Source organism: Exiguobacterium sp. s95, from assembly GCF_018618655.1.
In the GTDB taxonomy this organism is placed as follows: domain Bacteria; phylum Bacillota; class Bacilli; order Exiguobacteriales; family Exiguobacteriaceae; genus Exiguobacterium_A; species Exiguobacterium_A oxidotolerans.
This window is the reverse complement of record NZ_JACSMM010000001.1, coordinates 248127-269698: the sequence shown is the minus strand read 5'-3', so window position 1 is coordinate 269698 and position 21572 is coordinate 248127. Positions and strand designations below refer to the sequence as shown.

32 protein-coding genes are annotated in these 21572 nt (G+C 45.7%); 18 read left to right on the top strand and 14 right to left on the bottom strand.

What is annotated here, in order from left to right:
- Positions 1 to 31 precede the first annotated feature (31 nt).
- Positions 32 to 334: a hypothetical protein gene (locus KNP99_RS01515; protein ID WP_088836975.1), complete on the top strand. Its 303-nt coding sequence runs from the start codon at positions 32 to 34 to the stop codon at positions 332 to 334.
- A gap of 351 nt (positions 335 to 685) precedes the next feature.
- On the top strand, positions 686 to 1207 hold the full coding sequence (locus tag KNP99_RS01510) for a hypothetical protein (RefSeq protein WP_214845582.1): 522 nt from the start codon (positions 686 to 688) through the stop codon (positions 1205 to 1207).
- Positions 1208 to 1311: 104 nt separating this feature from the next.
- Here KNP99_RS01510 and KNP99_RS01505 read toward each other — a convergent pair whose 3' ends face one another.
- Positions 1312 to 2076 (bottom strand): SDR family NAD(P)-dependent oxidoreductase, encoded by a 765-nt coding sequence (locus KNP99_RS01505; RefSeq protein ID WP_214845581.1) that lies wholly within the window; start codon positions 2074 to 2076, stop codon positions 1312 to 1314.
- An 82-nt stretch (positions 2077 to 2158) separates the two neighbouring features.
- Here KNP99_RS01505 and KNP99_RS01500 point away from each other — a divergent pair, with 82 nt between their 5' ends.
- Positions 2159 to 2554: a MerR family transcriptional regulator gene (locus KNP99_RS01500; RefSeq protein WP_214801576.1), complete on the top strand. Its 396-nt coding sequence runs from the start codon at positions 2159 to 2161 to the stop codon at positions 2552 to 2554.
- On the opposite strand, the gene KNP99_RS01495 is transcribed toward KNP99_RS01500, so the two are convergent.
- Positions 2551 to 3627 (bottom strand): threonine aldolase family protein, encoded by a 1077-nt coding sequence (locus KNP99_RS01495; RefSeq protein WP_353049621.1) that lies wholly within the window; start codon positions 3625 to 3627, stop codon positions 2551 to 2553. The two genes, KNP99_RS01500 and KNP99_RS01495, sit on opposite strands and share 4 nt — an antisense overlap.
- Before the next feature lie 127 nt (positions 3628 to 3754).
- On the opposite strand from KNP99_RS01495, the gene KNP99_RS01490 reads away from it, so the two are divergent.
- Both KNP99_RS01490 and KNP99_RS01485 read left to right on the top strand, forming a co-directional pair.
- Positions 3755 to 4426 carry a hypothetical protein gene (locus KNP99_RS01490; protein WP_214845577.1) on the top strand — a complete coding sequence of 224 codons (672 nt, stop codon included), beginning with the start codon at positions 3755 to 3757 and terminating at the stop codon, positions 4424 to 4426.
- Positions 4427 to 4626: 200 nt separating this feature from the next.
- Entirely contained in the window at positions 4627 to 4923 is a 297-nt protein-coding gene (locus tag KNP99_RS01485) for a hypothetical protein (protein ID WP_088836969.1), read from the top strand.
- A 63-nt stretch (positions 4924 to 4986) separates the two neighbouring features.
- On the opposite strand, the gene KNP99_RS01480 is transcribed toward KNP99_RS01485, so the two are convergent.
- From KNP99_RS01480 to KNP99_RS01455, 6 genes are all read right to left on the bottom strand, one after another.
- Entirely contained in the window at positions 4987 to 6129 is a 1143-nt protein-coding gene (locus KNP99_RS01480; protein ID WP_214845575.1) for a GGDEF domain-containing protein, read from the bottom strand.
- Positions 6130 to 6238: 109 nt separating this feature from the next.
- Positions 6239 to 6487 carry an SPP1 phage holin family protein gene (locus tag KNP99_RS01475; protein ID WP_214769812.1) on the bottom strand — a complete coding sequence of 83 codons (249 nt, stop codon included), beginning with the start codon at positions 6485 to 6487 and terminating at the stop codon, positions 6239 to 6241.
- A complete protein-coding gene (locus KNP99_RS01470; protein WP_214801432.1) occupies positions 6484 to 7146 on the bottom strand; it encodes a M15 family metallopeptidase in 663 nt (220 codons plus the stop codon). The genes KNP99_RS01475 and KNP99_RS01470 overlap by 4 nt, the downstream gene beginning before the upstream one ends.
- A gap of 21 nt (positions 7147 to 7167) precedes the next feature.
- A complete protein-coding gene (locus tag KNP99_RS01465) occupies positions 7168 to 7971 on the bottom strand; it encodes a helix-turn-helix domain-containing protein (RefSeq protein WP_214845573.1) in 804 nt (267 codons plus the stop codon).
- A gap of 145 nt (positions 7972 to 8116) precedes the next feature.
- On the bottom strand, positions 8117 to 8317 hold the full coding sequence (locus tag KNP99_RS01460) for a hypothetical protein (RefSeq protein ID WP_088836965.1): 201 nt from the start codon (positions 8315 to 8317) through the stop codon (positions 8117 to 8119).
- Between the two features lie 15 nt (positions 8318 to 8332).
- The gene (locus KNP99_RS01455; RefSeq protein WP_214801429.1) at positions 8333 to 8512 is read right to left on the bottom strand and encodes a hypothetical protein; all 180 of its coding nucleotides are present in this window, start codon (positions 8510 to 8512) and stop codon (positions 8333 to 8335) included.
- A gap of 259 nt (positions 8513 to 8771) precedes the next feature.
- Between KNP99_RS01455 and KNP99_RS01450 the strand changes: the two genes are divergently transcribed.
- The 3 genes from KNP99_RS01450 (at position 8772) to KNP99_RS01440 (ending at position 11883) form a co-directional block, all read left to right on the top strand.
- Positions 8772 to 10232: a GIY-YIG nuclease family protein gene (locus KNP99_RS01450; protein WP_214845571.1), complete on the top strand. Its 1461-nt coding sequence runs from the start codon at positions 8772 to 8774 to the stop codon at positions 10230 to 10232.
- Between the two features lie 267 nt (positions 10233 to 10499).
- Entirely contained in the window at positions 10500 to 11612 is a 1113-nt protein-coding gene (locus KNP99_RS01445; RefSeq protein WP_214845569.1) for a GGDEF domain-containing protein, read from the top strand.
- A 13-nt stretch (positions 11613 to 11625) separates the two neighbouring features.
- Positions 11626 to 11883 carry a hypothetical protein gene (locus KNP99_RS01440; RefSeq protein WP_088836962.1) on the top strand — a complete coding sequence of 86 codons (258 nt, stop codon included), beginning with the start codon at positions 11626 to 11628 and terminating at the stop codon, positions 11881 to 11883.
- Between the two features lie 77 nt (positions 11884 to 11960).
- Here KNP99_RS01440 and KNP99_RS01435 read toward each other — a convergent pair whose 3' ends face one another.
- Positions 11961 to 12152, bottom strand: coding sequence for a hypothetical protein (locus tag KNP99_RS01435; protein WP_214845566.1), 192 nt, complete (start codon positions 12150 to 12152; stop codon positions 11961 to 11963).
- Positions 12153 to 12286: 134 nt separating this feature from the next.
- Here KNP99_RS01435 and KNP99_RS01430 point away from each other — a divergent pair, with 134 nt between their 5' ends.
- From KNP99_RS01430 to KNP99_RS01420, 3 genes are all read left to right on the top strand, one after another.
- Positions 12287 to 12508 carry a DUF4177 domain-containing protein gene (locus tag KNP99_RS01430; RefSeq protein ID WP_214765805.1) on the top strand — a complete coding sequence of 74 codons (222 nt, stop codon included), beginning with the start codon at positions 12287 to 12289 and terminating at the stop codon, positions 12506 to 12508.
- A gap of 14 nt (positions 12509 to 12522) precedes the next feature.
- Positions 12523 to 12984, top strand: a complete 462-nt coding sequence (locus KNP99_RS01425; protein WP_214765802.1) for a GNAT family N-acetyltransferase — start codon at positions 12523 to 12525, stop codon at positions 12982 to 12984.
- A 166-nt stretch (positions 12985 to 13150) separates the two neighbouring features.
- On the top strand, positions 13151 to 14389 hold the full coding sequence (locus KNP99_RS01420; protein WP_215193006.1) for an MFS transporter: 1239 nt from the start codon (positions 13151 to 13153) through the stop codon (positions 14387 to 14389).
- A gap of 20 nt (positions 14390 to 14409) precedes the next feature.
- Here the strand turns inward: KNP99_RS01420 and KNP99_RS01415 are convergent, their stop codons facing one another.
- Together KNP99_RS01415 and KNP99_RS01410 are read right to left on the bottom strand one after the other, a co-directional pair.
- Positions 14410 to 15204: a cytochrome c oxidase assembly protein gene (locus KNP99_RS01415; RefSeq protein WP_214845777.1), complete on the bottom strand. Its 795-nt coding sequence runs from the start codon at positions 15202 to 15204 to the stop codon at positions 14410 to 14412.
- Positions 15205 to 15207: 3 nt separating this feature from the next.
- Positions 15208 to 15678 (bottom strand): DUF2243 domain-containing protein, encoded by a 471-nt coding sequence (locus KNP99_RS01410; protein ID WP_088836960.1) that lies wholly within the window; start codon positions 15676 to 15678, stop codon positions 15208 to 15210.
- 227 nt (positions 15679 to 15905) lie between these two features.
- Here KNP99_RS01410 and KNP99_RS01405 point away from each other — a divergent pair, with 227 nt between their 5' ends.
- From KNP99_RS01405 to KNP99_RS01385, 5 genes are all read left to right on the top strand, one after another.
- A complete protein-coding gene (locus tag KNP99_RS01405; protein WP_088836959.1) occupies positions 15906 to 16448 on the top strand; it encodes a hypothetical protein in 543 nt (180 codons plus the stop codon).
- 49 nt (positions 16449 to 16497) lie between these two features.
- A complete protein-coding gene (locus KNP99_RS01400; RefSeq protein WP_088836958.1) occupies positions 16498 to 16716 on the top strand; it encodes a PLD nuclease N-terminal domain-containing protein in 219 nt (72 codons plus the stop codon).
- Between the two features lie 153 nt (positions 16717 to 16869).
- Positions 16870 to 17313 (top strand): MarR family winged helix-turn-helix transcriptional regulator, encoded by a 444-nt coding sequence (locus tag KNP99_RS01395; protein WP_088836957.1) that lies wholly within the window; start codon positions 16870 to 16872, stop codon positions 17311 to 17313.
- Complete coding sequence (locus tag KNP99_RS01390) at positions 17310 to 17735, top strand: MarR family winged helix-turn-helix transcriptional regulator (RefSeq protein WP_088836956.1); 426 nt, start codon at positions 17310 to 17312, stop codon at positions 17733 to 17735. Before KNP99_RS01395 ends, KNP99_RS01390 begins: the two co-directional genes overlap by 4 nt.
- A 22-nt stretch (positions 17736 to 17757) precedes the next feature.
- On the top strand, positions 17758 to 18141 hold the full coding sequence (locus KNP99_RS01385; protein WP_214845562.1) for a hypothetical protein: 384 nt from the start codon (positions 17758 to 17760) through the stop codon (positions 18139 to 18141).
- Between the two features lie 246 nt (positions 18142 to 18387).
- On the opposite strand, the gene KNP99_RS01380 is transcribed toward KNP99_RS01385, so the two are convergent.
- From KNP99_RS01380 to KNP99_RS01370, 3 genes are all read right to left on the bottom strand, one after another.
- The gene (locus tag KNP99_RS01380) at positions 18388 to 18552 is read right to left on the bottom strand and encodes a hypothetical protein (RefSeq protein WP_214769437.1); all 165 of its coding nucleotides are present in this window, start codon (positions 18550 to 18552) and stop codon (positions 18388 to 18390) included.
- A gap of 145 nt (positions 18553 to 18697) precedes the next feature.
- Complete coding sequence (locus KNP99_RS01375) at positions 18698 to 19057, bottom strand: DUF2178 domain-containing protein (protein ID WP_214845560.1); 360 nt, start codon at positions 19055 to 19057, stop codon at positions 18698 to 18700.
- Between the two features lie 64 nt (positions 19058 to 19121).
- Positions 19122 to 19799: a glyoxalase gene (locus tag KNP99_RS01370; RefSeq protein ID WP_214845558.1), complete on the bottom strand. Its 678-nt coding sequence runs from the start codon at positions 19797 to 19799 to the stop codon at positions 19122 to 19124.
- Positions 19800 to 19912: 113 nt separating this feature from the next.
- Between KNP99_RS01370 and KNP99_RS01365 the strand changes: the two genes are divergently transcribed.
- The gene (locus tag KNP99_RS01365; protein WP_214845555.1) at positions 19913 to 20770 is read left to right on the top strand and encodes an alpha/beta fold hydrolase; all 858 of its coding nucleotides are present in this window, start codon (positions 19913 to 19915) and stop codon (positions 20768 to 20770) included.
- Positions 20771 to 20789: 19 nt separating this feature from the next.
- Complete coding sequence (locus KNP99_RS01360) at positions 20790 to 21572, top strand: HAD-IIB family hydrolase (protein ID WP_088836951.1); 783 nt, start codon at positions 20790 to 20792, stop codon at positions 21570 to 21572.

Sequence of the window (21572 nt, the reverse complement as noted above, 5' to 3'; positions counted from 1 at the left end):
TTTATACTGAAATAGAAGGAGGTGACGATCCATGAAAATGTACACACGTATCGATCCGAACGACGAAGCAACTGAAGTTCCATCAGAAACACGGCTTGGTTTCTATTTTTTACTGATTGTTTTACCGCTTGGTTTAGCCCACTTGGTTCAATCGCTCGTTCCTTCAACGGATCAACACCACTTGTTGTCGTTATCACTACTTACGTTTTTAGCAGTTCTGTTGTTTGCGATTCTCGGACATAAACATGATCGAAACGCAAAAGCGACGTTTTTCAGCTATGCCTTATTCTTAGGTGTCAGCTTACTTTCGACGCTTGCGATTCCAATCATTTAACTTTAAAAAAACGCCATTCCTAGTTTTAGGAATGGCGTTTTCAGACTGTAGACAATCTCTGTGGAAAACGAGGAATTTATACGGGGAAACCAACGAAAAAAAGACGCTTTTTAGGAGGTATTGTCTAATATCATTTTGTCTTCATAGTCAAACACTGCTCCTCGTTTTGGGGATGGCGTTTAATCTGTTCATTAAGACATCATGGTTGCAACCGTTCATCGCTTTGAAAGCAGCGTAGCTCTATCTAAAAAAATTCGCTACAGCGACGAAAATACACTTTGATTTTGTTCAAATTGAGATATTACAATTAGTGGGATATTGATACATTCATAAGAAAGGATGCGCATCCCGTTGCATGAAAGTACTCTAAAAGAACTTAGGCCAAAAAAAATCGATTATATCGACAAGATGATGGTCAACCGGTTTCAGGCCATTCCCATCGATAAAGACGACGAAAAAATTGTCAATGTAATGGACGACCCTTTTATACCGCCTTATGAGACGATTTGTGGTGTTTACTGCATCTATCGGCGATCCATCCTGGATGTATTGCGTGGTCATATTATGTCGTTTGAGAGCTACGAATTTAAAACGGCATTTACTGCCGATAAATTAATTGAAGAACAGCATGTGGAAGATGTTCTCGATTTTGCAACATTTGTCGTGATCGCTTCCGCGGATAAGGATGTGATGTCACATTACTTTATCGGCGGCGACTGCGAAAAACTCAACAGCATCTTAAACGTGTGCTCTGGTTATCCTAAAGGAACGAATAAAAAAACCTTCTCTCATGCGATTCAACGCTTCAAGAAGGATATTACGATAGTCGAAAACATGGGGTATCTGGAAAATATAGTGCACGAAAAGGCATAGGCATTTGACTGACTGTCAAAAGCGAGTATAAAACGAACCCGCTTCAACAACCAAACGCAAAACCAAGCCTCCGCATTAAAAGCGAAGGCTTAGTTTTTACGCGTTTAGTTCGAGTTCGCGCCACCGACGTACGTAAAGAGTGGTCCGCGTAGCTGGAAGGAATAATCTTCCGCATTGACGATCCCGACGATTGCGTCACTTTCGAGCAATTGATCGAGGAACGTCGCCATTTCTGCCGCTGTATGATACTGCGGGACGTTTTTGCTGTAGTCGAATCCACCCTCCCCGCGTGAGCGATCGGCGAATTCGGTTTCCGTCGCTGCCGGTGCAAGGACTTTTGCCCGCAACTTCGCACCGGATTGTTGCAATTCTTGCGCGAGGCCTTCCGTGTAGGCACTGACGTAGAACTTCGTCGCACAATACGTGACGGCATTCGGAACAATCCGGTAGCCGCCGCCTGACGAGACGTTGAGGACGGTTGTCCCTTCGACGTCATGGTGGTCACGGACGTACAGACTCGTCAGGACCGTCAACGCTTCGATGTTCAAACGAAGCATCTTCTCGATTTTTCCGATTTCGATGTCTTTGACGTTGTCGAAGTCTCCGAATCCGGCGTTGTTGATCCACGTCTCGATTTCAAGGTGCTTGACGTCGTCATACAACTGATGCACGTTCGCCATCTCCGTCAAGTCGACTGAATGAAGGATGATATCAAGTTCCGGATAGGTCTTCAGTAAATCGTCCCGTAACGCTTCGAGCTGATCGTTCCGCCGGGCGACGAGGACAAGCGATTTTCCTTTTGCAGCGAGAACTTTCGCCGTTTCAAACCCAATCCCTGAACTTGCTCCTGTAATGACCGTATACTTCATCTGTTTTTCCCCATTTCGTTTTGGTATAGTGAGAGTCTACTCCTTCGAGTGAACTCTAAGTCAAGCAGAAAAGGTGATGTTGATGTATTCCATCTCAGAAGTCAGTCGATTGACTGATACGAGTGCCCACACGATTCGTTATTACGAAAAGGAAGGACTGCTGTTTCCGGACCGGACGGCAAGCGGCGTCCGGCAGTACGATGACAAGCACATCGACTGGCTCCGGTTCGTCCTCCGCCTGCGGGCGACACACATGCCGATTGACCAAATTCGGCAGTATGTCGTGTTGTTCCGCGCTTCTTCAGACGATCACGATACGACGCTTGATCGACTCGCCCTGCTCGAACAGCACCAAGCCCTTGTCCGGGCGCAGCTTGCCGAATTACAACTGACGGAACAAATGATCACTGAAAAAATCAGCAGCTACCATCGCCTACATCCGTCCATTCCCGGGAAACAGCCTACTCAATCCCGTTAAGCTGAAAATTCTGCCGTCAAGCGGGTGATCAACTGTTCGAACGCCTCGTTTGAGACGGCGTCGAAGGCGTCACCGAAACTGATTTCCGTCGAACAGTATCCGTCGTGTTCGACGAGGTATCCGACGAGGCCAAGTCCAAGTTCATCCTGGATTCGCGTCAATCGTGCAGCGACGTCTGCCACTTCACCATTAAAGTGGAGGTGGAACATGTTTAAGACCGGAACGCGCGGTGTCGTGAAAATGTTGTCGATCGTGTTCAACCGCTCGGCGGCGTACTTTGCCTGCTCATAATAGTGCCCCATCCGGTCCTTGCGTTGCTCATAATAATAGTCGGACGAAATGACATAGGGATAGAGACTGATCAAGTCGCCGCCATAACGTCGTTTCCAAATCCGTGCTTCTGTCGTAAACGCCTTCGGGCCGGCAAGGATCGCACCAGCAATCCCGCCGAGCCCTTTATAAAATGATAAGTAGACGCTGTCGAACAAGCTCGCGACGTCGCTTGCCGGTTTGTCATAATACGGCAACAGTTCCAGCAAACGGGCACCGTCAAGATGAAGACGGATTCCCTGCTCCCGGCAGTAGGCGACAATCGCTTCTAACGCGCTGAATGATGGCGCGACACCACCGAGTTCGCGGTTCGGCAGTTCGAGTAGCAGGCAGGCAATCTCCGGTAAGGCTTTGATGTCGTCTAGCGTCATCATCATGTCCCGTTCACTGACGAGGATCGGCTCGATCGGATGAAGCTGCCGCAAGCCATCCTGTTCATGCAGCTCTAAGTGACAGAGCGGATGGTAGGCGACGTGCCGGTTGTTTCGGTCATCGGACCAAATCCGTAACGCGATTTGCTGCGCCATCGTCCCGCTCGGGAAAAAGACGGCCGATTCATGCCCGAGCAACGCCGCGATTTTTTGTTCGAAGTCGTTGATGACCGCCCCGTTCCCGTAAATGTCACTTCCCGTATCGTCGGCGACGTTCAGCAAGGCTTCTTTTAGGACACCGACGTTCCGCTTGCCGTGTCCACTGACCTGCTGCCGCGCTGCTTGAAAACTTCTTCGTAATTCTTCCATCACAAAAAGCCCCCTATTATTTTTGTAAATAATGACTATATTTTGAAAAAACAAATAACAGACTGTACTTCTTTTGCTATACTCTTCCTAAAGATTCATCCCATTCAGGTTGAGAGAAAGGAGTAAACCGGTGCCACAGTCATTTCGTTTAAAAGTTTTTTTGTACATCAGTCTGACGTGTTTCCTTGTTTTATTTGCCCAATCCGTCCTCCCGTCCGTATATTTTTCGGCCTTATCACTTTTACATAAAACAGCTGATTCTTCGTGCGTAGCGCGTTGCGGCAATCAAGGCGATTCGTCCATCATTTCCAGTATCGAATCGTTCAACGTCGACCGTGGTGCCGTCGTCGACATCGAATCGATCACGCCGGAAAAACCGCTCTTTCGGACGAGTTTCGACTCTTCCATTTCGGCTCCACCTTATATTCTCATCTTAATCGTTCTAAGCTTCGCGACGCTCGCCTTTTTTTATTATTATATCAAGATTTACCGACCAAACCGGTTCCAACTCGCGGGGTTCGATTATGATCATCACGTCACCGTCATCATCCAGCCGGATCATGATGTATCTTCCGAGCTGATTCGCGAACATATTCAATTTTTTAATTTTCGGCTACCGAAACATTTACAACGTTATGGTCATGAAACAATCACGGAATGGTTCAAACGAATCGGTTTCCCTTCCCCCGTCGATCCAGGTTATTTCGAGGTCCGTTACGGCAACAAATGCCAACTCAAAGTTCATCAATTTACGTTTTTCAAGCAAGCGACCGATGATTTTTTACGTAAACAACACCTCTAAACATTAACATTAACGAAGCAGGGCGTGAGCACGACTTCCGCCGCTTCGTTTTTTATTTTTCGACTGATCATCAAATTTCATTTTCTGTCGCTTTTCTGATATTTTCCGATAAAACTGGGTAATAACTACTATATAAGGCAAGCCGATTTTTTTATCCAGGTTTGGACAGGTTTTTTCGCAAGAGAGCGAGGTGAAACGGGATGATTTCAGCACAGGAAGCATACTTTATTAAAAATGGGTTGAATGAGCAATTTGAGGACCCCCGAATCGACTGCGATTTTTCTATTTTCTCGCTCGAACCATTTCAACTCCTGTTACACGTACATGATGCAGACATGGATGAACTGAGTACCGAGATCCGTTATGGGCTAAGTCGTAAAATCCGTTCACAGCTCCATCAACTCGATGCTAAACTGGGTGGAACACCGATCAACGTCGTGTTTGTGGTTTCTGCACCGTTAATCTCTGACAATTCGTACTGTGTGATTTTACATTGAATTCATTCAAAAAAGGCAACAGCTTCTGCGGAAGCTGTTGCCTTTTACGATTACGATCCATATTCAACTCGCATCGTGACGGACGAGCTGATTTTTCCCCGCTGCTTTTGCCGCATACAGTGCCATGTCGGCGCGATCAATTAAATGAATCTCCGTTAGCGCATCATCCGGCTGAACGGTTGCCATCCCTAAACTGACACTGACTTGGTACAGGGGCGCATACCGTTCATGGGGTAACTTCAAGTCGAGAATCCCTGTCCGAATCCGCTCGGCGACAAGCTCTCCTTGTGCCGATTGATCCGAGAGAACGACTGCAAATTCCTCACCGCCGTACCGGGCGACGTGTCCGAATAGTCCAGCCTGTTTCTTCAGGACACTCGCGACCTGTTTCAGACAAGCATCTCCTTGTAAGTGCCCATACGTATCGTTATAGAGTTTAAAGGCATCGACGTCGAGCAGGATGAGCGTCACTTCTGAAGCGGAAAGCCGCGCCTCTTCAAAGACACGCTCAAGGTGTTCGTCGAACGCCCGCCGGTTCGGGATCCCCGTCAAACTATCGTGCAGCGACCGGCGAATCAACGCACGTTTACTGCGTTCGAGCCGAAACGTCTGCAAAAAGGCGAACAAAATCAAGACGGCGACACTTAACACGATGACGATGACCCATTTTGCAGAGGATGAGGCCGCTTTTGACCGGTTCGTCGCTGCCATGACAATCTGTTCGATTTCAGCCCGGATTTTAATGTCGATCTGGCGAAATTGATTGATGTACGCCATGCCGTCATAACGATTCCGCTCGGCTTCGATCAGATTGTCTTGTTGAATATACGTAAGCTGCTGTTGATAAAAGGCATCGGTCTGTTGCAGGAGCGGCACCGCCTCCTCTTGTAAAATCCGGCGCATCGTCAGGTCAAGATCGTCGAGCTGCTCTAACGCTTCAAGCGACGCCTGCAGGTTCGCGCGCGTCGTCTGGAATTGTTCGAAGTCTTGCTGACGTCGTTCCAGGTAAAAGCTCCGCACCGTTAATTCTTGATCGAGTAGTAAAGGAAACAATTGGGATGCTGTATTCGAAATCGGAATCGCTACTGCAAGAATCCGGTCGTTCTCCCGCTCGATATTAGAAAATGCAGTGTAACTCCAAATACTTGTAAACATCAATGAAAACAAAGCCGTCATTAAGAACCATTGCAATGCGGAAAATTTCACGTCCAGTCAGACCTCTCTCTTTATACGCTCTCGCAAGAATCGAGAACGATTCAATTCATCACCTCTTTATCGGCATCTCGACTTCAAAGTATTAGTGTTCATCGCACATTCAGTCCGTCGGAACACTGCGCTTGAGTTCGTCAAGCAACGCTTGCGCCTCTTTTGCGGCCCGGGTGACGTTATTGTTTTTCCACCAAGCGACGAGTGTACCCAAAATGCCGACGAGCGTCGTCACTGCAAGATCGACGGCTGTCTCTGCAAATGGTAGCGGATCATACCCGCTCGCAAGAAGCGTCAAATTGACAATCGAATAGAGGGGGACGATCAGTCGCAAGGCTGCTGCATATCGCTTCGTCATCCGCGTCCCTCCTGAAACAAATGACGCCATGTTACAGGGCCAACGATTCCGTCGACTGTGATTTTCACCTGTCGCTGAAAGTCTTTGACGGCACGCGTCAGACCGTCATCAAACCGGCCGCTCGCCGGAAGACGTAACTTCATTTGAATCAAGCGAATCGTCTCCTTGTCCTGACTCCCTTTCGCTAGAGCACGTCCTAGATAAAGCGGGGCAAGGTGCGGCTTCTTCTTCCCGTTGACGGCGTCGAACAGTTGAAAGTGCGGATAATCCCGAAATGGTGTCCAGTCCCCGCCCCATTCCATCTGTCGCTGCTTCATCGCCGCGACAATCCGTGACAACCGTTTGTCCGGTGGTGCTAAAAATTCAGCGCGTGTTCCGTCAGATGAATAACAAAAGAGATCGACGGCGACACCGAAGTTATGATTCGACTGTCCCCCGCGCGCGTAGGTGACGATTTTTCCGGGGCGTGTCCGTCCTACAGCATACAAGGCATCCTGTTCCTGTTTCGTCCGGTAGCTTTGCGCGACGCCGACGTAAATCTGTTGTTGTGCGAGTTCTTTGATGACGCTCCGCGTAATCGTGACGACATCCGCGTCCATTCCCTTGACGGATAATTTCCGATCGGCGCGTTCGAGTAACCATGCTGTGCTGATAGTCATCTGTGTATCCTCCTTTATTTTTTAAATCAATTGGGCGAGCAAGTCCGTCAGTTCGGCTTCTTCCGGGACTGACGCCGTCCAAGCCGCTCGTCGCTTTTCTTCGAACAGCCGCTGCTCTGTCCGCTCCATTTCGACCCAGGCCGGTAACACGGCTGACGAACGGTGCTTCGTCCGCTTCGTCCGTGCCGGTCGTTCCGCCCGTCTCGATTCATGACGCTTGATTTGTTCACCTGACGTGATTTGGCGCGCATGTAACTGATCGATGACGGCTTTGACGTATTGCCACTTGCGGACATTCGCCGCTGCCGCTTGTTCGATTGCATGGACGACGACGTCATGACTCGTCTTTGTCACGGCTTGCGCCAGTTGCTGTTTGATCCAAGGGGAGGTGCAGCCAATTTCCGCTTCGAACAACGCGAAGACGGAGGACGCCGTTGAGGATGGTTCTTTTTTTAAAGACTGTTTCTTCAAGACAGGTTCTTCGTCGTCATCTCGCGCCGTCCCGGTAGTCGGCTCCTGCTCCCCCGGTAGTCGTACCGCGTCCGGAACCGATCGGACGTGATATTCATTTGATGTTTGTCCACCGTGTTGATTGAAGCGTTCCTCCTTTTCAATCAACCCTTTTTCAAGTAACGATGCAAGACACGCTTTGACGGTCGTCTTGCCGCACGGGACGGCGTTCGCAATCGTCTGGTGCGACGGAAAGGCACTCCCGGATGCTCCGGCATAACTCGCTAAAATCAAATAAATCATTTTTTCATGAACCGATGAAAACTGTTGTCCGTCGCGCAGGACACGGTGCTCGACTTGTACATAAGGGTGCATCGCTCGTTCCTCCTTTGATATGCAAAGGAGGTTCGCCTCCTTTCTCTTAAGGATTAACAGGACCGTTTCGACAATTGTTCGAAAAAAAATAAAAAAAACGTGCGTCAGCTGATTAAAAAATCAGTGACACACGTTTCGTTAGTCTTCACTCGAACCAGAGACTAAACAATAAGGGCAGCAGTCCCGCGAGTAACACGGCCCCGATCGACGATGAGACGGTCGCGAACACGAACAGTCCTTTTGAGATTTGTTGCCGGCGGTAAGCGATTGATCCCGCCCGGATGATTGTAAAGAGCATCCCACCCGCAATTAAAAATGAACCGATAAGAATGATGAGTTGTTCCAAGACACTACCTCCACGTTACTTAAATATCGTTAGGATAAACGGTAAGGCGAGCAGCAGAATCGCTGTCGTGAAAACGATTTTGTAAGTTGCTTCCCGATCCGTATTCCGCTTCTTTTTTTGTATGTAGACGACGCCATAAATGATTGTGACGAGCATAATCAATATGGCGAGTAATGAACCGATTGTCGTACTCATCTGTCTCCCCCTTTTTCAACTAGTATTACGAAAAGGAGGAAGAAAAGGTTTCAGGTTGACTTATCACTTTTAACAATAAAATCATTAAGAACGATAAATATGCTTTTTAATTTTAACTAATTTTTGACTGGACACCTCGCTTTTTATAAGACTTCTATTGCCCCGACATGGAAAACAATTTACAATTAATAATTATATATATTAATCTGTTTTATTAAAGTGTTATTCCAAGATTATACTTAAAGGGAGGTCGATTTCTATGTTCCAAAAGATAAAAGACCTATTTAACCTAAATAAAGTGCTTAAAGAGAAACAAGAATTATTGGACAATTTAAGTTCCCAAATAGAAAACAAAGACCAACTTGTAAAAGATACTATCCAAGAAGTAAAAGATTCGATGCAGGAAGAAAAAGAGGCATATATTGCAACCGCTACATTGGAAGCTAAAATCATTTTGGAAAATGCCAATCATGCTTTAAAAGAAAAAGAGGATAAAACAGTACATCTCGCCAACTCAATTCTAGAGTATGAGAATCGATTGGAAGAACTAACGAAAGAAGTTTCGAAGCAAGAAAAAAGCGCAAAAAGATATAAAACAGAAATTATCGGTATTCAAAATTTGGTTCGAAAATTTCCTGAAACAATTGACCATAGTCAAATTGAAAAAGAGTTGATCATTATTGAAGAATCCTTGGGGCACGGTGTGCTAGAAGCAATCGTTCAACTAAATCTTCATCACCAGGATTCGAAGCTGCTTCGCAAAGAAATGAATACGAATAACAAAGATATAAAAAGCCTATTAAATGTTTATCAAGCACGCTACACAACAAAAGCAAATCTTACAATTTATAACTTAATGGTTATCGGTCTTCAAGCGGAACTCCAAAACATCTTGTTTACACTCAAGTATTCTAATTTAGATAAAGCTTTAGATAATGCAAAAACCTTAATTAATAAATATTTAACTATTTGCGGAAACGGTAATGCTAGCATTCTTCCCACTATTACAAAATTTCTGACTGAACTCGAGCCTCTATTCTTAAATGCAGTACAAATTGAATATAAATACTACATTCAAAAAGAAAAAGAGAAAGAAGAACAGAGACAAATTAAAGAACAGATTCGACAAGAAAATGAAGAACACCGAATCCTTGAAGCCGAAAAGAAAAAAATCGAAAAAGAAGAAGAAAAATACACTATTGAAATGACTAAGAATAAAGAGCTATTACTTAACGAAAAAGATCAAACTAAAATCAAGGCGTTAGAAGCTAGATTATTAGAACTAGAAAATCAATTCAATCAACTGGAGAAAGAAAAGGAAGAAATTATAAAGAGGGCGAATGGTAGAGCTGGATATGTGTATATCATTTCTAACCTAGGTTCTTTTGGAAATAAAATGTTTAAAGTAGGAATGACAAGAAGACTTAATCCACAAGATCGTGTTGATGAGCTCGGGGATGCTTCTGTACCATTTAAATTTGACGTACACGCTATGATTTTCAGCAATAACGCAGTTAGTCTCGAACAAAAGTTACATCAAATGTTAGAATCAAATCGTGTTAATAAAATCAACTTAAGAAAAGAATTTTTCTTCACTGACATTATTCAACTTCAAAACTTAGTACAAGAAATTGATTCTACCGTTGAATTTACAACTACTTTAACTGCTTTAGAATATCGACAAAGTGAAAGTCTTAAAAAAGATTCAAACATTTTTTAAAGAATTCTTTTATAGGTAGTTAACTGATATAATCTAGCAATAAAATAGCTTAACTAGAGGTGTTAGAAGAAATACAATCTAGAACTATTAGATTAAAATTTTCTTTTTAACAGCTCTTTTTATATCAAGTTCATTCTCACATAAAACTCCTACTTTTTTGTAGTCAAATAATCTACCCACCAATACTTTAATCCAACCCCTATCTGTTATTGACAACTTTTGTCAAAGTGGTAATGTGAAAGTATCATGTGCAAGGATGTGAAAACCATGTTCATCGTCGAACTGCTCGTGAATGCCTGCATTGCCTTCACAGGGTTTTATATCATCTCGAAAATTATCCATTCCACCCATTTTCCATCTTATGTCGTGAAATCGATTATCGTCGGCCTTTTGACTGGGGCACTGGGTGTTTTATTGATGTTCAAGGGAATCGCCGTCAATGAGACGCTTCGGATGGATTTGCGTCACCTCCCACTCGTCTTGCTCGCGTTTTACGGGGGGCGCTTCCCGCTCGTTATCGCAACACTGATCATTGCCTGTTCCCGCTTCTTGTTCGGGGTGACGGAACAAGCTATCGTCGGCTTCACCGCCGTCCTCTGCATCAGTTTCGGGATGCTTGCGCTTCACCGGAAACTGCTCAATCGGCCGTTTTTTCAAAATGTCTCGATGAACGTCTGGGCATTATCAATGATCACCATCGCCGTCTTGATTAATTTAGGTTGGGGTCAACCTGCCCTCACCCTCCTGTTATCGACATGGACAATCGGTTTGGTAGTCGGTATTCTGTCCAGTCTACTGACGCTCGATTTCCAACTGTTGAACCGGCAAGTCGATATCTATAAAAAGTCAGCCGAAGTCGATCATTTGACCGGTCTCTACAATCGCCGAGTTTGGGATACTCGGACGGCAGGACTTGAACAGGAAGGTCGGATTTACAATATTCTCGCGCTCGATATCGACCACTTTAAGCACGTCAATGATACATACGGGCATGGCAATGGTGACCTCGTCCTACAACAGTTCGCGAACATTCTGAAAGAAGAAACGCGTCCGCATGATTTTACGGCGCGGATTGGCGGCGAGGAGTTCATGGTCTTAATCTATGATTTAGCACCGGAAAAAGCGACCAAAGTCGCAAACCGGATTCGTCAACGAATTGCTGCTGAGCACTTCCAAATCGATGGATTCCCGGCAATCGATGTGACGACATCGATCGGTGTCGCCCACGGGAAGAACATTCATATTCAGCGGATGAGTGTCATCGCCGACGAAGCGTTGTATACCGCTAAGCAGCAAGGGCGTAACCGGACGATTTTGTTGGATAGCGAAAGTGAACAACATGTCGCAGCAACTGCGAGCCGGGAGACGGTTCGCTCTTGATCGGAGGTAAAGTATGCAAGAGAAGAAACTTGATTTCATTACGACGGCAGAAGCGATTCTATTCGTCAGTTCACTGTTCATGTGGATTTACGTCGCCCATACGTTTGTTTTCATCGATTCCTTTGCCTCGTTGTTTTTCATGCAATCGTGGTGGCTTCTGTTACCAGTCATGACATTCCTGATGTTTTTGACATCGTTCATCAGTCGTCGGACAGCGTGGCGCTGGAGTAATCCGGAAACGGAAGAGTTGAACGAAAAAAGAAAAGCCTGACTGAGACAGAACAGGAGCACGAGCATGTCCGATTACTTTGGACGACGCTTGTGCTCCTTTTCGCATGCCCCGACGGACTAGTCGCGGGATTTATGTACTTTTCGATTAAAGAAATATTCAATCGTAATCAAGAGGAACGCAACACTGATCAAAATGATGAACGCAAGTAAAGAATGGAGTAGCTTTTTATCGACAGTAACGTACATTGACAAATAATAATTGATCGTGACGATCAATCCGAAGTAAATCAGGTAACGTATGTATTTCATGATGGTTCCTCACTCTCTTACTAACTGATTTCTTCATTTTACTCGATAAGTGTGAATCATTCATTGTATATTAGGAAACTTCTCCCATTTTGAAACGTAGGTATGATTAGTCGATTGTCAAAGGAGGTAGCTTCATGTTCGAATACAAGTTCGTGCGGATTGATTTTAAGCGATTATCTGGTAATCCGAAGGAAGATTACCGGGAAGTAATCACGACACATGCCGCAGACGGCTGGCGCTTCGTACAAATTTTCGCTCCAGATTTCGTCACGTCCGGTGTTGCCGTCGGTTCTTACTATGAATTGATTTTTGAACGAACAAAACGGTTCGAAATTACGGACACGAAAACATCTTAAGGAGACTCAAACGCATGCACATCGAGACAGCTCGATTACGACTTATTCCATGTACACAGGAACAGCTTCCGGTTATTACCCGTCAAAACTATCAGAACGGTCCCGAAATTACGAATCATTTAAAGGCATTGGAACAGGATCCGTCTTTATTATTCTGGGGGAGTTGGTTAATCATCCGGCAGGCAGATGATGTCATTATCGGTGATGCCGGCTTTAAAGGGAAACCGGATCGAGACGGAGAGGTGGAAATCGGTTACGGTTTGCTCGAGCACTACTGGCAGAATGGATACGCAACAGAAGCTGTCGCAGGGTTGATTCAATGGGCGCGACAGACAACAGCTGTCTCAAACATCGCTGCCAAAACGGATGCAACCAATCGAGGATCGATCCGCGTATTAGAAAAAGTGAACATGGAACGACTACAAGAAACGGATTCAACGATTTATTGGGAAATACAAACAAATCCGATTAACTAGTTCCACAACACCATGTGGTAGCGATATTATTGTCGCTACTTCTTTTTTCGTGTCGCTTCAAACATTTGATTGCCTTCAAACAAACAATCGCGTAACATCAAATGTAATAAATTTCTATTTCTAAATAAAAAATTGGTTATTTACAACCAGAAGGGAGCGCCCGACTATGAATCGTACAGCTTGGAAATACCCTGCTTTACTCCTGATTGGTGTCGGAATCTCGAACTTAGGCGCCTGGGTGTACTTCATTGCCCTCAATTTGATTATTCTTGATCGAACAAGTTCTGCGTTCGCGGTGTCACTTTTATACATGTTAGTTCCTGTCGCTTCTTTAATAACAAGTTTATGGTCAGGTTCTTTGATTGACCGGGTCGACAAACGTAAATTGATGATGCTACTCGATTTATCACGAGCACTCTTCATCGCCCTTCTCCCCTTTATCGACTCGTTGTTCTTCCTCTATATATTTGTCTTTTTGATCAACGTTGGCAGCTCCTTGTTTGAATCCACATCGATGATTTATATGACGAAGCTCGTCTCAAAAGGTAATCGTCAACGTTTTAATGCGTTGAAAAATTTCATTCAATCGTGCGGTTTCATTGTCGGTCCGACGATTGCCGGTCTCCTGTTCATCATAGGCTCACCGTCCCTTGCGATTCATATCAATGCTGTCGCGCTCGCCATTTCTGCCCTTATCTTATTTTTCCTGCCCGCTTTAGAAAAAGAATTGACCTTTGCGCAGGCAGAACGATTGAGTCTTCAAATGATTATCAGCGACTGGAAAGAAACGTTGCGCTTTACGAGCCAGCACCGTTACATCACGCTCGTCTACAGTCTCTTTTGCGTCATGATGGTTTTCATGTCGGGTCTTGATTCACTCGAGGCTTCGTTTGCGACACGTGTGCTTGGTTTCTCGGAAAGTACCTATGGATTTCTTGTCAGTATCGCCGGGATCGGGATCATCTTCGGTTCCATCATTAATGCGACCTGCACGAAATGGCTGCGTCTTCGCTTTTTGATTGGCTTCGGTGCAGTCACTACGCCCATCGGCTACCTTCTATTCGCTATTTCCGATAACTTCATGGTAGCTTCCGCCGGCTTTTTCTTACTGACATTCGCTCTATCGTTTGCGAATACGGGCTTTTTATCGTTTTACCAAAACAACGTCCCGGTCAATCTCATGGGCCGCTTTTCAGGAGTCATCCATGTCGCCGAATCACTCCTCATCATTCTCTTGACGGCGACAATCGGTTTACTCGCCGAAGCCTTTTCCATCCGCGCGACATACATCATCTTTTCAATTGGTTTTTTACTCATCGGTTTACTCACTATACCGCTCGTCTTTAACCGTTCGAAGCAAAATCTTTATGAGCAGCCAATCGAAGAGGAGATAAAAGTCTCGTAAGAAACAACAAACCGTTTCCTTCAGTCCTTCCTCATTTCCAATGTTTCTGACGCTTGTAAACGCGGCGCCGTCGCCTCGTACCAGTGATAACAGAGAATGATGATGAGCGCGAGATCAACGACATCTCCCCCGTAATACATCAGCATGGCCCCTTGTTCCGCTTCCGCCTTCCCCACTCCACCGGGTGGATGAGCGTAGAGATATTTCGAAAGAATCTTATGCCCCGCCAACGCCAGTATTAAAATACCCGCCCGGTAGACGTGACTGTAACGGTGCGGCGTCAAATCGATATAAATCAGGGCACTTGTAAACAAGTAACCGGCCAGGAAGACGTGGAGATGGATCAGGGCATAGAGTGCAGTCGACTGATGCATCATCGGATAGAGTCCTGTCGTATAAAGCAGGTACAAGCCGCCGATGTTTAAAACCGTTGCCGTCATCGGGTGCGTCAAGAGACGAAGCGGCTGACTGTTCAAGACGCCCGTCACGCGTCTTGCCGCCTGCACGGGTAGCGTCCGTAACAATAACGTCACCGGCTTCGCAAACACGAGCAGGAGTGGTGCGAGCATCCCGAGTAAGAGATGCCCCGTCATATGTCCCGCGAAGTTCATGTGTGCCCAGTCTGCAACCGGACCGACGAGCGCAGCACCGGCACTCAGTATCCCGCTTCCCCAAAACACGTACCGATGGATTGGCCAGCGCCGGTAGTGATTGTTCGTTTTCCAGGCGGAAACCGGATAAACGAGAAGTAAGACGAGCACGAGGAGCGTCACACTCGTTTCAAAACCGTTTCCCATGCCTTCATGCGTATGCATCACTTATTTCACCTCCTCTGTCGTCCGCAGTTGTTTCCCGGTCTGCAGGAATAACACAATCCCTCCCGCTAAAATAAGCGCAGCGATTGCATTCCAAGCGATATCATACGGAAGAAGTTCCACACCGTAACGAATTTGATGAATTGCGAAGACTTTATGATTGATCAGACCATCGTACAATTGGAAAAAACCTCCGCCGATCATCACACCACTGATCCACCGCTTCATCCAAAAGGCGGATCGTCTCCGTAAGTCCGCAACTAAAAACAGGGCTGCCACTGTCGCGAACCAACTGAATGCGTGAAACAGACCATCGGAAAACAGTCCGACCGCGGTCGTTGATTTGTCATAAAAATGATGCCAGCCTAACAATTGGTGAAAAATGACTTCGTCTAAAAATGCGACGAGACCCAGACCGAATAAAAAACCGGACCCGAGGTTGCGCAACGCATAACGCTGTTGATTTTTCTGCATGAACGGACACTTCCTTTTTTTAGATATACACTTCAACACGAATTTTCCCTCTTACAGGTGTGATAAACGTATATCTTCCAGGAAAATGACCGCCTGGAATGAAAAGATGCTTTCCCCCTGTCCATTTTTTTGATTTTGGTTAAATAATATTAATACCGTTCCTTTTATAATTTTTCCAAAAAGTGTATATTCAAAGTACTAGTCAAAAAGGAGGTTCCACGCATATTATGAAATTCATCAGGACACCCCGGAGGCCTGCACTAAAATGGATTCCCGAAAATGAATGGCCGGATGTATGCAGGAGCCGCTCCCTTACGATTCAGGATCATCCACAGGAATCTTTAATAGGACTGGCTTACAACAACGAAAATCAAGTCGTCCAAGTTACGCGCAATGTACACAAGTTAGATTTTATCTATTACGTCACGCTATTAGAGAATCCGCAAACGACCAAGTCGCTAATCTCATCCCGGTCACACATGACGATTGAATATACTAAAACGTATCATTGTAATCATAAAGAGGTTGCAACCTTTACGTTACTTGACGTCCACGTCCGCAAAGAAGGACTCGGCGAACGTAACCTTCTGTTAGAAGCTTTGATTAATGATGTACAAAAACGTCATCTTTATTATCGAATCAGCGGTGACTTTGAAATCGTCACGCATCATGGCCAAGTATCGACAGATTGTTTTACCCGGTACGGTTTTCAATTACATCAAAATGCATTGATCCTTCAAAATTTCAATGCCGAACTTTTTGTGACGTAACGATCTGATGATCAACGTCAATTATTTTTGGAGAGTGCGGTGACACACTATGAATCATATTCAATCATTTTTACAAAAAACGATTTATTTGACGGGGTTTTGTTTACTCGCCGTCGCTTGTATCGATTTGTTTAAGCGTCAGCAGACACGTGGACCGAAGTGGGTTTGGGGTCTCACCATTTTCAGTGTCAATTACATCGGCCCTCTCCTTTATTTAGCGTGGGGCCGTCACCCGGCAGACAATGTAAACAAGCAAAGCGCCGATTAAAAACACATCGCTATACAACGCCTGTCCTGCTACTGGAACAAGTATTGTACAGCGATGTGTTTTTTCCAAAAATAAGAGCTAGTCCCGCCCCCTTTTTTGTGTTATTTTGTATCTAATCAAATCGTACTATCACTTTAAAACAAGAGGTTACATATGCAACCCAATACAGAGACATTATCGATCGCATGCTGGAACACGATTACGACGTACCACAACCATCAAACGAAACAAGTCAATGCCTTCTTAAAGACGTGGGACCTCTCGCACACGATGTTCGAGGTCTTGCGCTGCTTAAAGTCGACGACGTGTACAAGTCAAAAAGAAATCGCCCGCCTGATTCATGTCACGGACGGGACGATCTCTCAAGGGATTAAAAAGCTGTTCGCCAAGCGACTGATCGAAAAACAACGTCACCGCAAGGTCAACTATTTCCATCTGACACCGGCTGGAGAACGGTTTTTAAACGAAGTCTTACCGAAGTACGAACGTTTTCAAGCGAATCAATTTCATGCCTTGACCACATCGCAACAACACGCGTTACATCAACTTGTAATGCAGCTCCATAGTACACAACAACAGGAAGGGGAAGTTCGATGAATCCACATGCTGCCTTTTCATCGATTGGACACTGGCAATCGATCCAACGCATCCACAATCGTTACGTCAAAGAAGTCAATGATACGTTAAAACAATGGGAACTCTCACGTTCTCAATTCGATATGCTCTATACGTTGTACCAACTAGAGAGCGCGACACAAAAGTCGCTTGAGACGACACTCGAGCTCTCGAGCGGATCGATTTCACAGACGCTTAAAAAACTGATGCAAAACCGACTCTTAACCCGTAAACGGATTGACCGTGAAAAACGGATCGTTCTGACGGCGGACGGGGAAACACTTGTCCAGGCATCCGCGCCGGTCATCGAAGTCATCGACGAGCGTTACTTTCAGTCCTTTACGAAAAACGATCATCAAACGTTTGATCAATTGTTGAACAAAATGCAAAACAGTCAATTTTGATAGCAAAAGGAGGCCGGCCGGCATGATTCTCAGACACTACACCCATCGTCAGTTTTTACCGGCAATCGTTGCCCGGGGCGGCATCTCTACAAACCTTCACACGGAAAGTCCGCATAGCGGTTATTTACTGTTTGAGCTGAACCCTATAACAAATCAACTCGCACAGACCGTCCATCAGTTCTATTCGAACTCAGAACCCCCTTGGGACGAGACGGATACGGTCGTGCTCGACTTTGACTTCGTCAAACTGCAGACTGCCGGCATCGAGGTGCACAAGACACCGCATCGCTTCGTTGACGGCCTGGCGCCGAATCAACCTGCGGATTCTTTCCGCTTCGTCCAAAGCTTCTTGTCGCTCGGTTATTTAACGGAAGCGTCACGAGAGCAGCTGTCGGAATACTATTAGAATGCGATATGACTAGCTGACTTAGAATGAAAAGAAGGAATTGCCATCGTCATAGATGCGCAATTCTTTCTTTTTTCGTTCTATATCATCAGATTGGCCCCCAGGCAATAGTCTGAATGGGCCACTTTCTCAGGTTTGCCACTACAAGAGTGAAGCCTAGTTTACGTTTCATCTTCGGTTTTCCTCATAGAAAAATACCCTCGAAACCGTGCTCTGTTCCAGCCTCAATTCAAATTATTTTAAGACTTATTTTTTAGCAGTCGACAATACACCATCTGCAGTAAATTTTACAAATGCACCTACACAAATGGCTAGCATTACTGCACCTGCTTTTGTCTCATATGTACTCGTAAAGAATAATACAGCCGATATGATGATCGCTACGATGGCAGCCATATAGTATTTATTCAAAACCATCTTCTCCTTTCAATGTACCTTCACTAAATACATTACAAATACGTTGTCAATCAGTAAACGTCCGTCCGTCGCTAACGGGCGCCAAGCGTTCGGGCATTAGGAGCTTGCTAGCGTCGTTTTTAACAATTTTTAATCTTTACTACATAACGCGTTTATACAAGAACAGCATTGCCGTGTACGTAAGCATTTGCAAGCTAAACATGATCAATAACGCCGTCATGACATGTTGAATGAGATTAAAGTGAACGAGCGCTAAGAGAGAGAACGCATACACAATACTTAAAGCATAAGATGTACTGCCACTTTTCGACTGGACGGACCGTTGCCGCTCATCAACCAAATCGTTCTTCGGAAAAACTAAATCAACCGTTAACTGGGTAATGCCCGCTAAAATTAAAGCGATGCTGAGCGTGTCCGGTCCTTCAAATACAGCTAAGTATCCTCCATACAACAGAAAAGCAGCAGCTAGAAAACGCCTGAACACATTGACTCTTTTCATGATTCACTCTCCTCTTTTAGACGTCATTAACATATTTTTAATCGCGTAGACACAGTTCTACCTCTTATTTACGATGCAGCACACCCTCCCGATCAAGTCGGACATGCATCTGATTATCGATCTCTAACTCGAGCGGACTCGTCAGCGCTATTTTCGGTGAAAATAACCACGGCCGTCCGGCGCGCCCGAGCAACAGATGGGTCCCGTCTTCCGGTTCTCCGAGGAAGTTCAGGAAATCCGGTTTGATTGGCTGACGATCCCGCCGAACGATACCGAGTTCAGCAAATCTTGCCCCGACACCGGCGACGTCCTGCGTCGTCACGTTCATTTCACCAATATCGAGAATATCGTCCACCGTAAACGTTTTTAGCGACTTATCCGGATTGACATCACGCCGGGCAATCAACTCAACGACGTTCTCGTCCGGATCGTAAAAGTAGACGGAATGGGCATCGATGTTTTCGAAATAGATTTCGTCCGCACCGTCCTCGATCAATAATGGGACACGTTGCCGCAACCAATTCTTCGCCAGCTGAAACGCATCTCCCGGAATATTGAACGCAAAGTGATATTGTTTCTCTTCCTGCATCGTGTCCTGTTCAAACCGAAGCTGACTCGTTCCGATTTGGACCGCAAAGGATGTTTCCGTTTCCTCGACGAGCGGAAAACTGAGTGTCCCAGTGTAAAAGTCCTGCATCGGTTTTAATTGATTCGTCCAAAGTGTCGCCACTGTAATTTTCATTCCACGTTCCCTCCATTTTGATTCCGTTACATTTAATAGCTTCAGTATACAGCATTTGATGTATAATACTGGTTAAAAAGTAAGAACTCACCTATCGAAACGGAGGAAGTCAAATGAAACGGTATAACATTGAATGCGCAGGTACCTCTACACAGGTCACCGAATGGGGCGAACCGGACCGTCCGGTGATTTTTTGCCTGCACGGCCTCGGCGGAACAAGCCTCAGCTTTATTGAACTGGCTGATGCCTTGAAACATGACTACCGGATTGTTTCGATTGACGCCCCGGGTCACGGAAAAACGGCACCGTTCACGGACGAACGTGATTATCAGTTTGCCCGCTTTTCCGATTGGCTGAACCAACTGTTTGAACTTCTACATATCCAAGACTTCTATTTTCTCTCGCACTCCTGGGGTAGTTTCATCGCGCTCTTTTATCAGAAGGAACAGCCGGAGCGGGTCCGCGGCTCGATTTTGATTGACGGCGGGTATCAGAGTAAACGGTTGCGGGCCACACCGCTCGAACAGGAAGCGGCCTTTTACGAGACCGACTTCGAAGAATCGGTTGCGACACTCGAAGAGTTTTTAGACGTCGCTGTCTATGGACCGAAGATGCGCCGGTCGCCGTTACTTGACTTGGCCGGACAAGATTTCGTCCGGATGCAGGACGGACGGTATTACTGGCATGCCCGTGCGAAAACGGCGCGTGCGATCCTGGCGGCAATGTATCAGGACGAAATTCTCGACTTCCTTGACGACGTCCCGGGAGACAACGTACTGTTGCTGCGGGCGACGTTACCCGTATCGGATGAACCGTTCCGCCAAGAAGCGATTGCCATCTGGCAGGAGAAAACCGGTGGGACGGTAATATCTGCTCCGTCGACTTCCCACATCTTGCACTGGGATGATCCGGAGGTTGTCCTTGAAGCGATTCGGAAAAACTGGACGATTTCAAAATCGCTTCATTCATAAAAAAATAAGGAGAATCATCATGAATTTTGTTTTTGATTTGGACGGAACTCTCTGTTTTCAAGGGTTGCCGTTGTCTCAACCCATTACAAAGGCGCTTCATTCGCTTGAAAAAGTGGGGCACCGCGTCATCTTCGCTTCAGCCCGACCGATTCGCGATTTGTTACCGGTCCTTCCGGAAACATTTCATCATCACCTGCTGATTGGTGGAAACGGATCGTTAGTTTCTCATCGTGGAGAAATCGTCTATTCGAAGCACTTTTCTCAATCTGACGTCATCTACATCCAAAAACTGATTCAACAGATGGATGCCACCTACTTAGTTGACGGTTTGTGGAACTACAGCTACACAGGGACTATATCTCACCCGATTCGCAAGAATTTGGATCCATTACACTCTGCAAAAAATGTAAGTCTGACAGAACATGACACCATTATAAAAGTCCTGATTTTAAGTGCAACGAGTATGCCGGACTTTTCGGAAGCATTACGCGAGATTGATGTCGTTTCACATTCGCATGGTGAAGAGCAGGTGCTCGACATCAGTCCAAAAGGCATTCATAAACGAAATGCTCTTCACATCATGGGCATTACAACAGAAGGATATGTCGCGTTCGGGAACGATGCAAACGACATCGAGATGTTTAAAGGTGCCGTTCATTCGGTCATGATCGGTAGTCATGTCGATCTAGCTACCTATGCAGATGAACAGATTCCGTTAAACGGTTTGCTCGAAGAACAACTTGTTGCTAAACTACGAGAATTGAGTCTCCGTTTCAGTACCGAAAATTGTTTGCCAACTTAA

What these genes read in the sequence shown, in the direction of transcription:
- KNP99_RS01515 (WP_088836975.1), top strand. Translation starts at nt 32, where the DNA reads ATGAAAATGTACACACGTATCGATCCGAACGACGAAGCAACTGAAGTT.
- KNP99_RS01505 (WP_214845581.1), bottom strand. Translation starts at nt 2,076, where the DNA reads ATGAAGTATACGGTCATTACAGGAGCAAGTTCAGGGATTGGGTTTGAA.
- KNP99_RS01500 (WP_214801576.1), top strand. Translation starts at nt 2,159, where the DNA reads ATGTATTCCATCTCAGAAGTCAGTCGATTGACTGATACGAGTGCCCAC.
- KNP99_RS01485 (WP_088836969.1), top strand. Translation starts at nt 4,627, where the DNA reads ATGATTTCAGCACAGGAAGCATACTTTATTAAAAATGGGTTGAATGAG.
- KNP99_RS01475 (WP_214769812.1), bottom strand. Translation starts at nt 6,487, where the DNA reads ATGACGAAGCGATATGCAGCAGCCTTGCGACTGATCGTCCCCCTCTAT.
- KNP99_RS01470 (WP_214801432.1), bottom strand. Translation starts at nt 7,146, where the DNA reads ATGACTATCAGCACAGCATGGTTACTCGAACGCGCCGATCGGAAATTA.
- KNP99_RS01465 (WP_214845573.1), bottom strand. Translation starts at nt 7,971, where the DNA reads ATGCACCCTTATGTACAAGTCGAGCACCGTGTCCTGCGCGACGGACAA.
- KNP99_RS01455 (WP_214801429.1), bottom strand. Translation starts at nt 8,512, where the DNA reads ATGAGTACGACAATCGGTTCATTACTCGCCATATTGATTATGCTCGTC.
- KNP99_RS01450 (WP_214845571.1), top strand. Translation starts at nt 8,772, where the DNA reads ATGTTCCAAAAGATAAAAGACCTATTTAACCTAAATAAAGTGCTTAAA.
- KNP99_RS01445 (WP_214845569.1), top strand. Translation starts at nt 10,500, where the DNA reads ATGTTCATCGTCGAACTGCTCGTGAATGCCTGCATTGCCTTCACAGGG.
- KNP99_RS01440 (WP_088836962.1), top strand. Translation starts at nt 11,626, where the DNA reads ATGCAAGAGAAGAAACTTGATTTCATTACGACGGCAGAAGCGATTCTA.
- KNP99_RS01435 (WP_214845566.1), bottom strand. Translation starts at nt 12,152, where the DNA reads ATGAAATACATACGTTACCTGATTTACTTCGGATTGATCGTCACGATC.
- KNP99_RS01430 (WP_214765805.1), top strand. Translation starts at nt 12,287, where the DNA reads ATGTTCGAATACAAGTTCGTGCGGATTGATTTTAAGCGATTATCTGGT.
- KNP99_RS01425 (WP_214765802.1), top strand. Translation starts at nt 12,523, where the DNA reads ATGCACATCGAGACAGCTCGATTACGACTTATTCCATGTACACAGGAA.
- KNP99_RS01420 (WP_215193006.1), top strand. Translation starts at nt 13,151, where the DNA reads ATGAATCGTACAGCTTGGAAATACCCTGCTTTACTCCTGATTGGTGTC.
- KNP99_RS01415 (WP_214845777.1), bottom strand. Translation starts at nt 15,204, where the DNA reads ATGCATACGCATGAAGGCATGGGAAACGGTTTTGAAACGAGTGTGACG.
- KNP99_RS01410 (WP_088836960.1), bottom strand. Translation starts at nt 15,678, where the DNA reads ATGCAGAAAAATCAACAGCGTTATGCGTTGCGCAACCTCGGGTCCGGT.
- KNP99_RS01405 (WP_088836959.1), top strand. Translation starts at nt 15,906, where the DNA reads ATGAAATTCATCAGGACACCCCGGAGGCCTGCACTAAAATGGATTCCC.
- KNP99_RS01400 (WP_088836958.1), top strand. Translation starts at nt 16,498, where the DNA reads ATGAATCATATTCAATCATTTTTACAAAAAACGATTTATTTGACGGGG.
- KNP99_RS01395 (WP_088836957.1), top strand. Translation starts at nt 16,870, where the DNA reads ATGCAACCCAATACAGAGACATTATCGATCGCATGCTGGAACACGATT.
- KNP99_RS01390 (WP_088836956.1), top strand. Translation starts at nt 17,310, where the DNA reads ATGAATCCACATGCTGCCTTTTCATCGATTGGACACTGGCAATCGATC.
- KNP99_RS01385 (WP_214845562.1), top strand. Translation starts at nt 17,758, where the DNA reads ATGATTCTCAGACACTACACCCATCGTCAGTTTTTACCGGCAATCGTT.
- KNP99_RS01375 (WP_214845560.1), bottom strand. Translation starts at nt 19,057, where the DNA reads ATGAAAAGAGTCAATGTGTTCAGGCGTTTTCTAGCTGCTGCTTTTCTG.
- KNP99_RS01370 (WP_214845558.1), bottom strand. Translation starts at nt 19,799, where the DNA reads ATGAAAATTACAGTGGCGACACTTTGGACGAATCAATTAAAACCGATG.
- KNP99_RS01365 (WP_214845555.1), top strand. Translation starts at nt 19,913, where the DNA reads ATGAAACGGTATAACATTGAATGCGCAGGTACCTCTACACAGGTCACC.
- KNP99_RS01360 (WP_088836951.1), top strand. Translation starts at nt 20,790, where the DNA reads ATGAATTTTGTTTTTGATTTGGACGGAACTCTCTGTTTTCAAGGGTTG.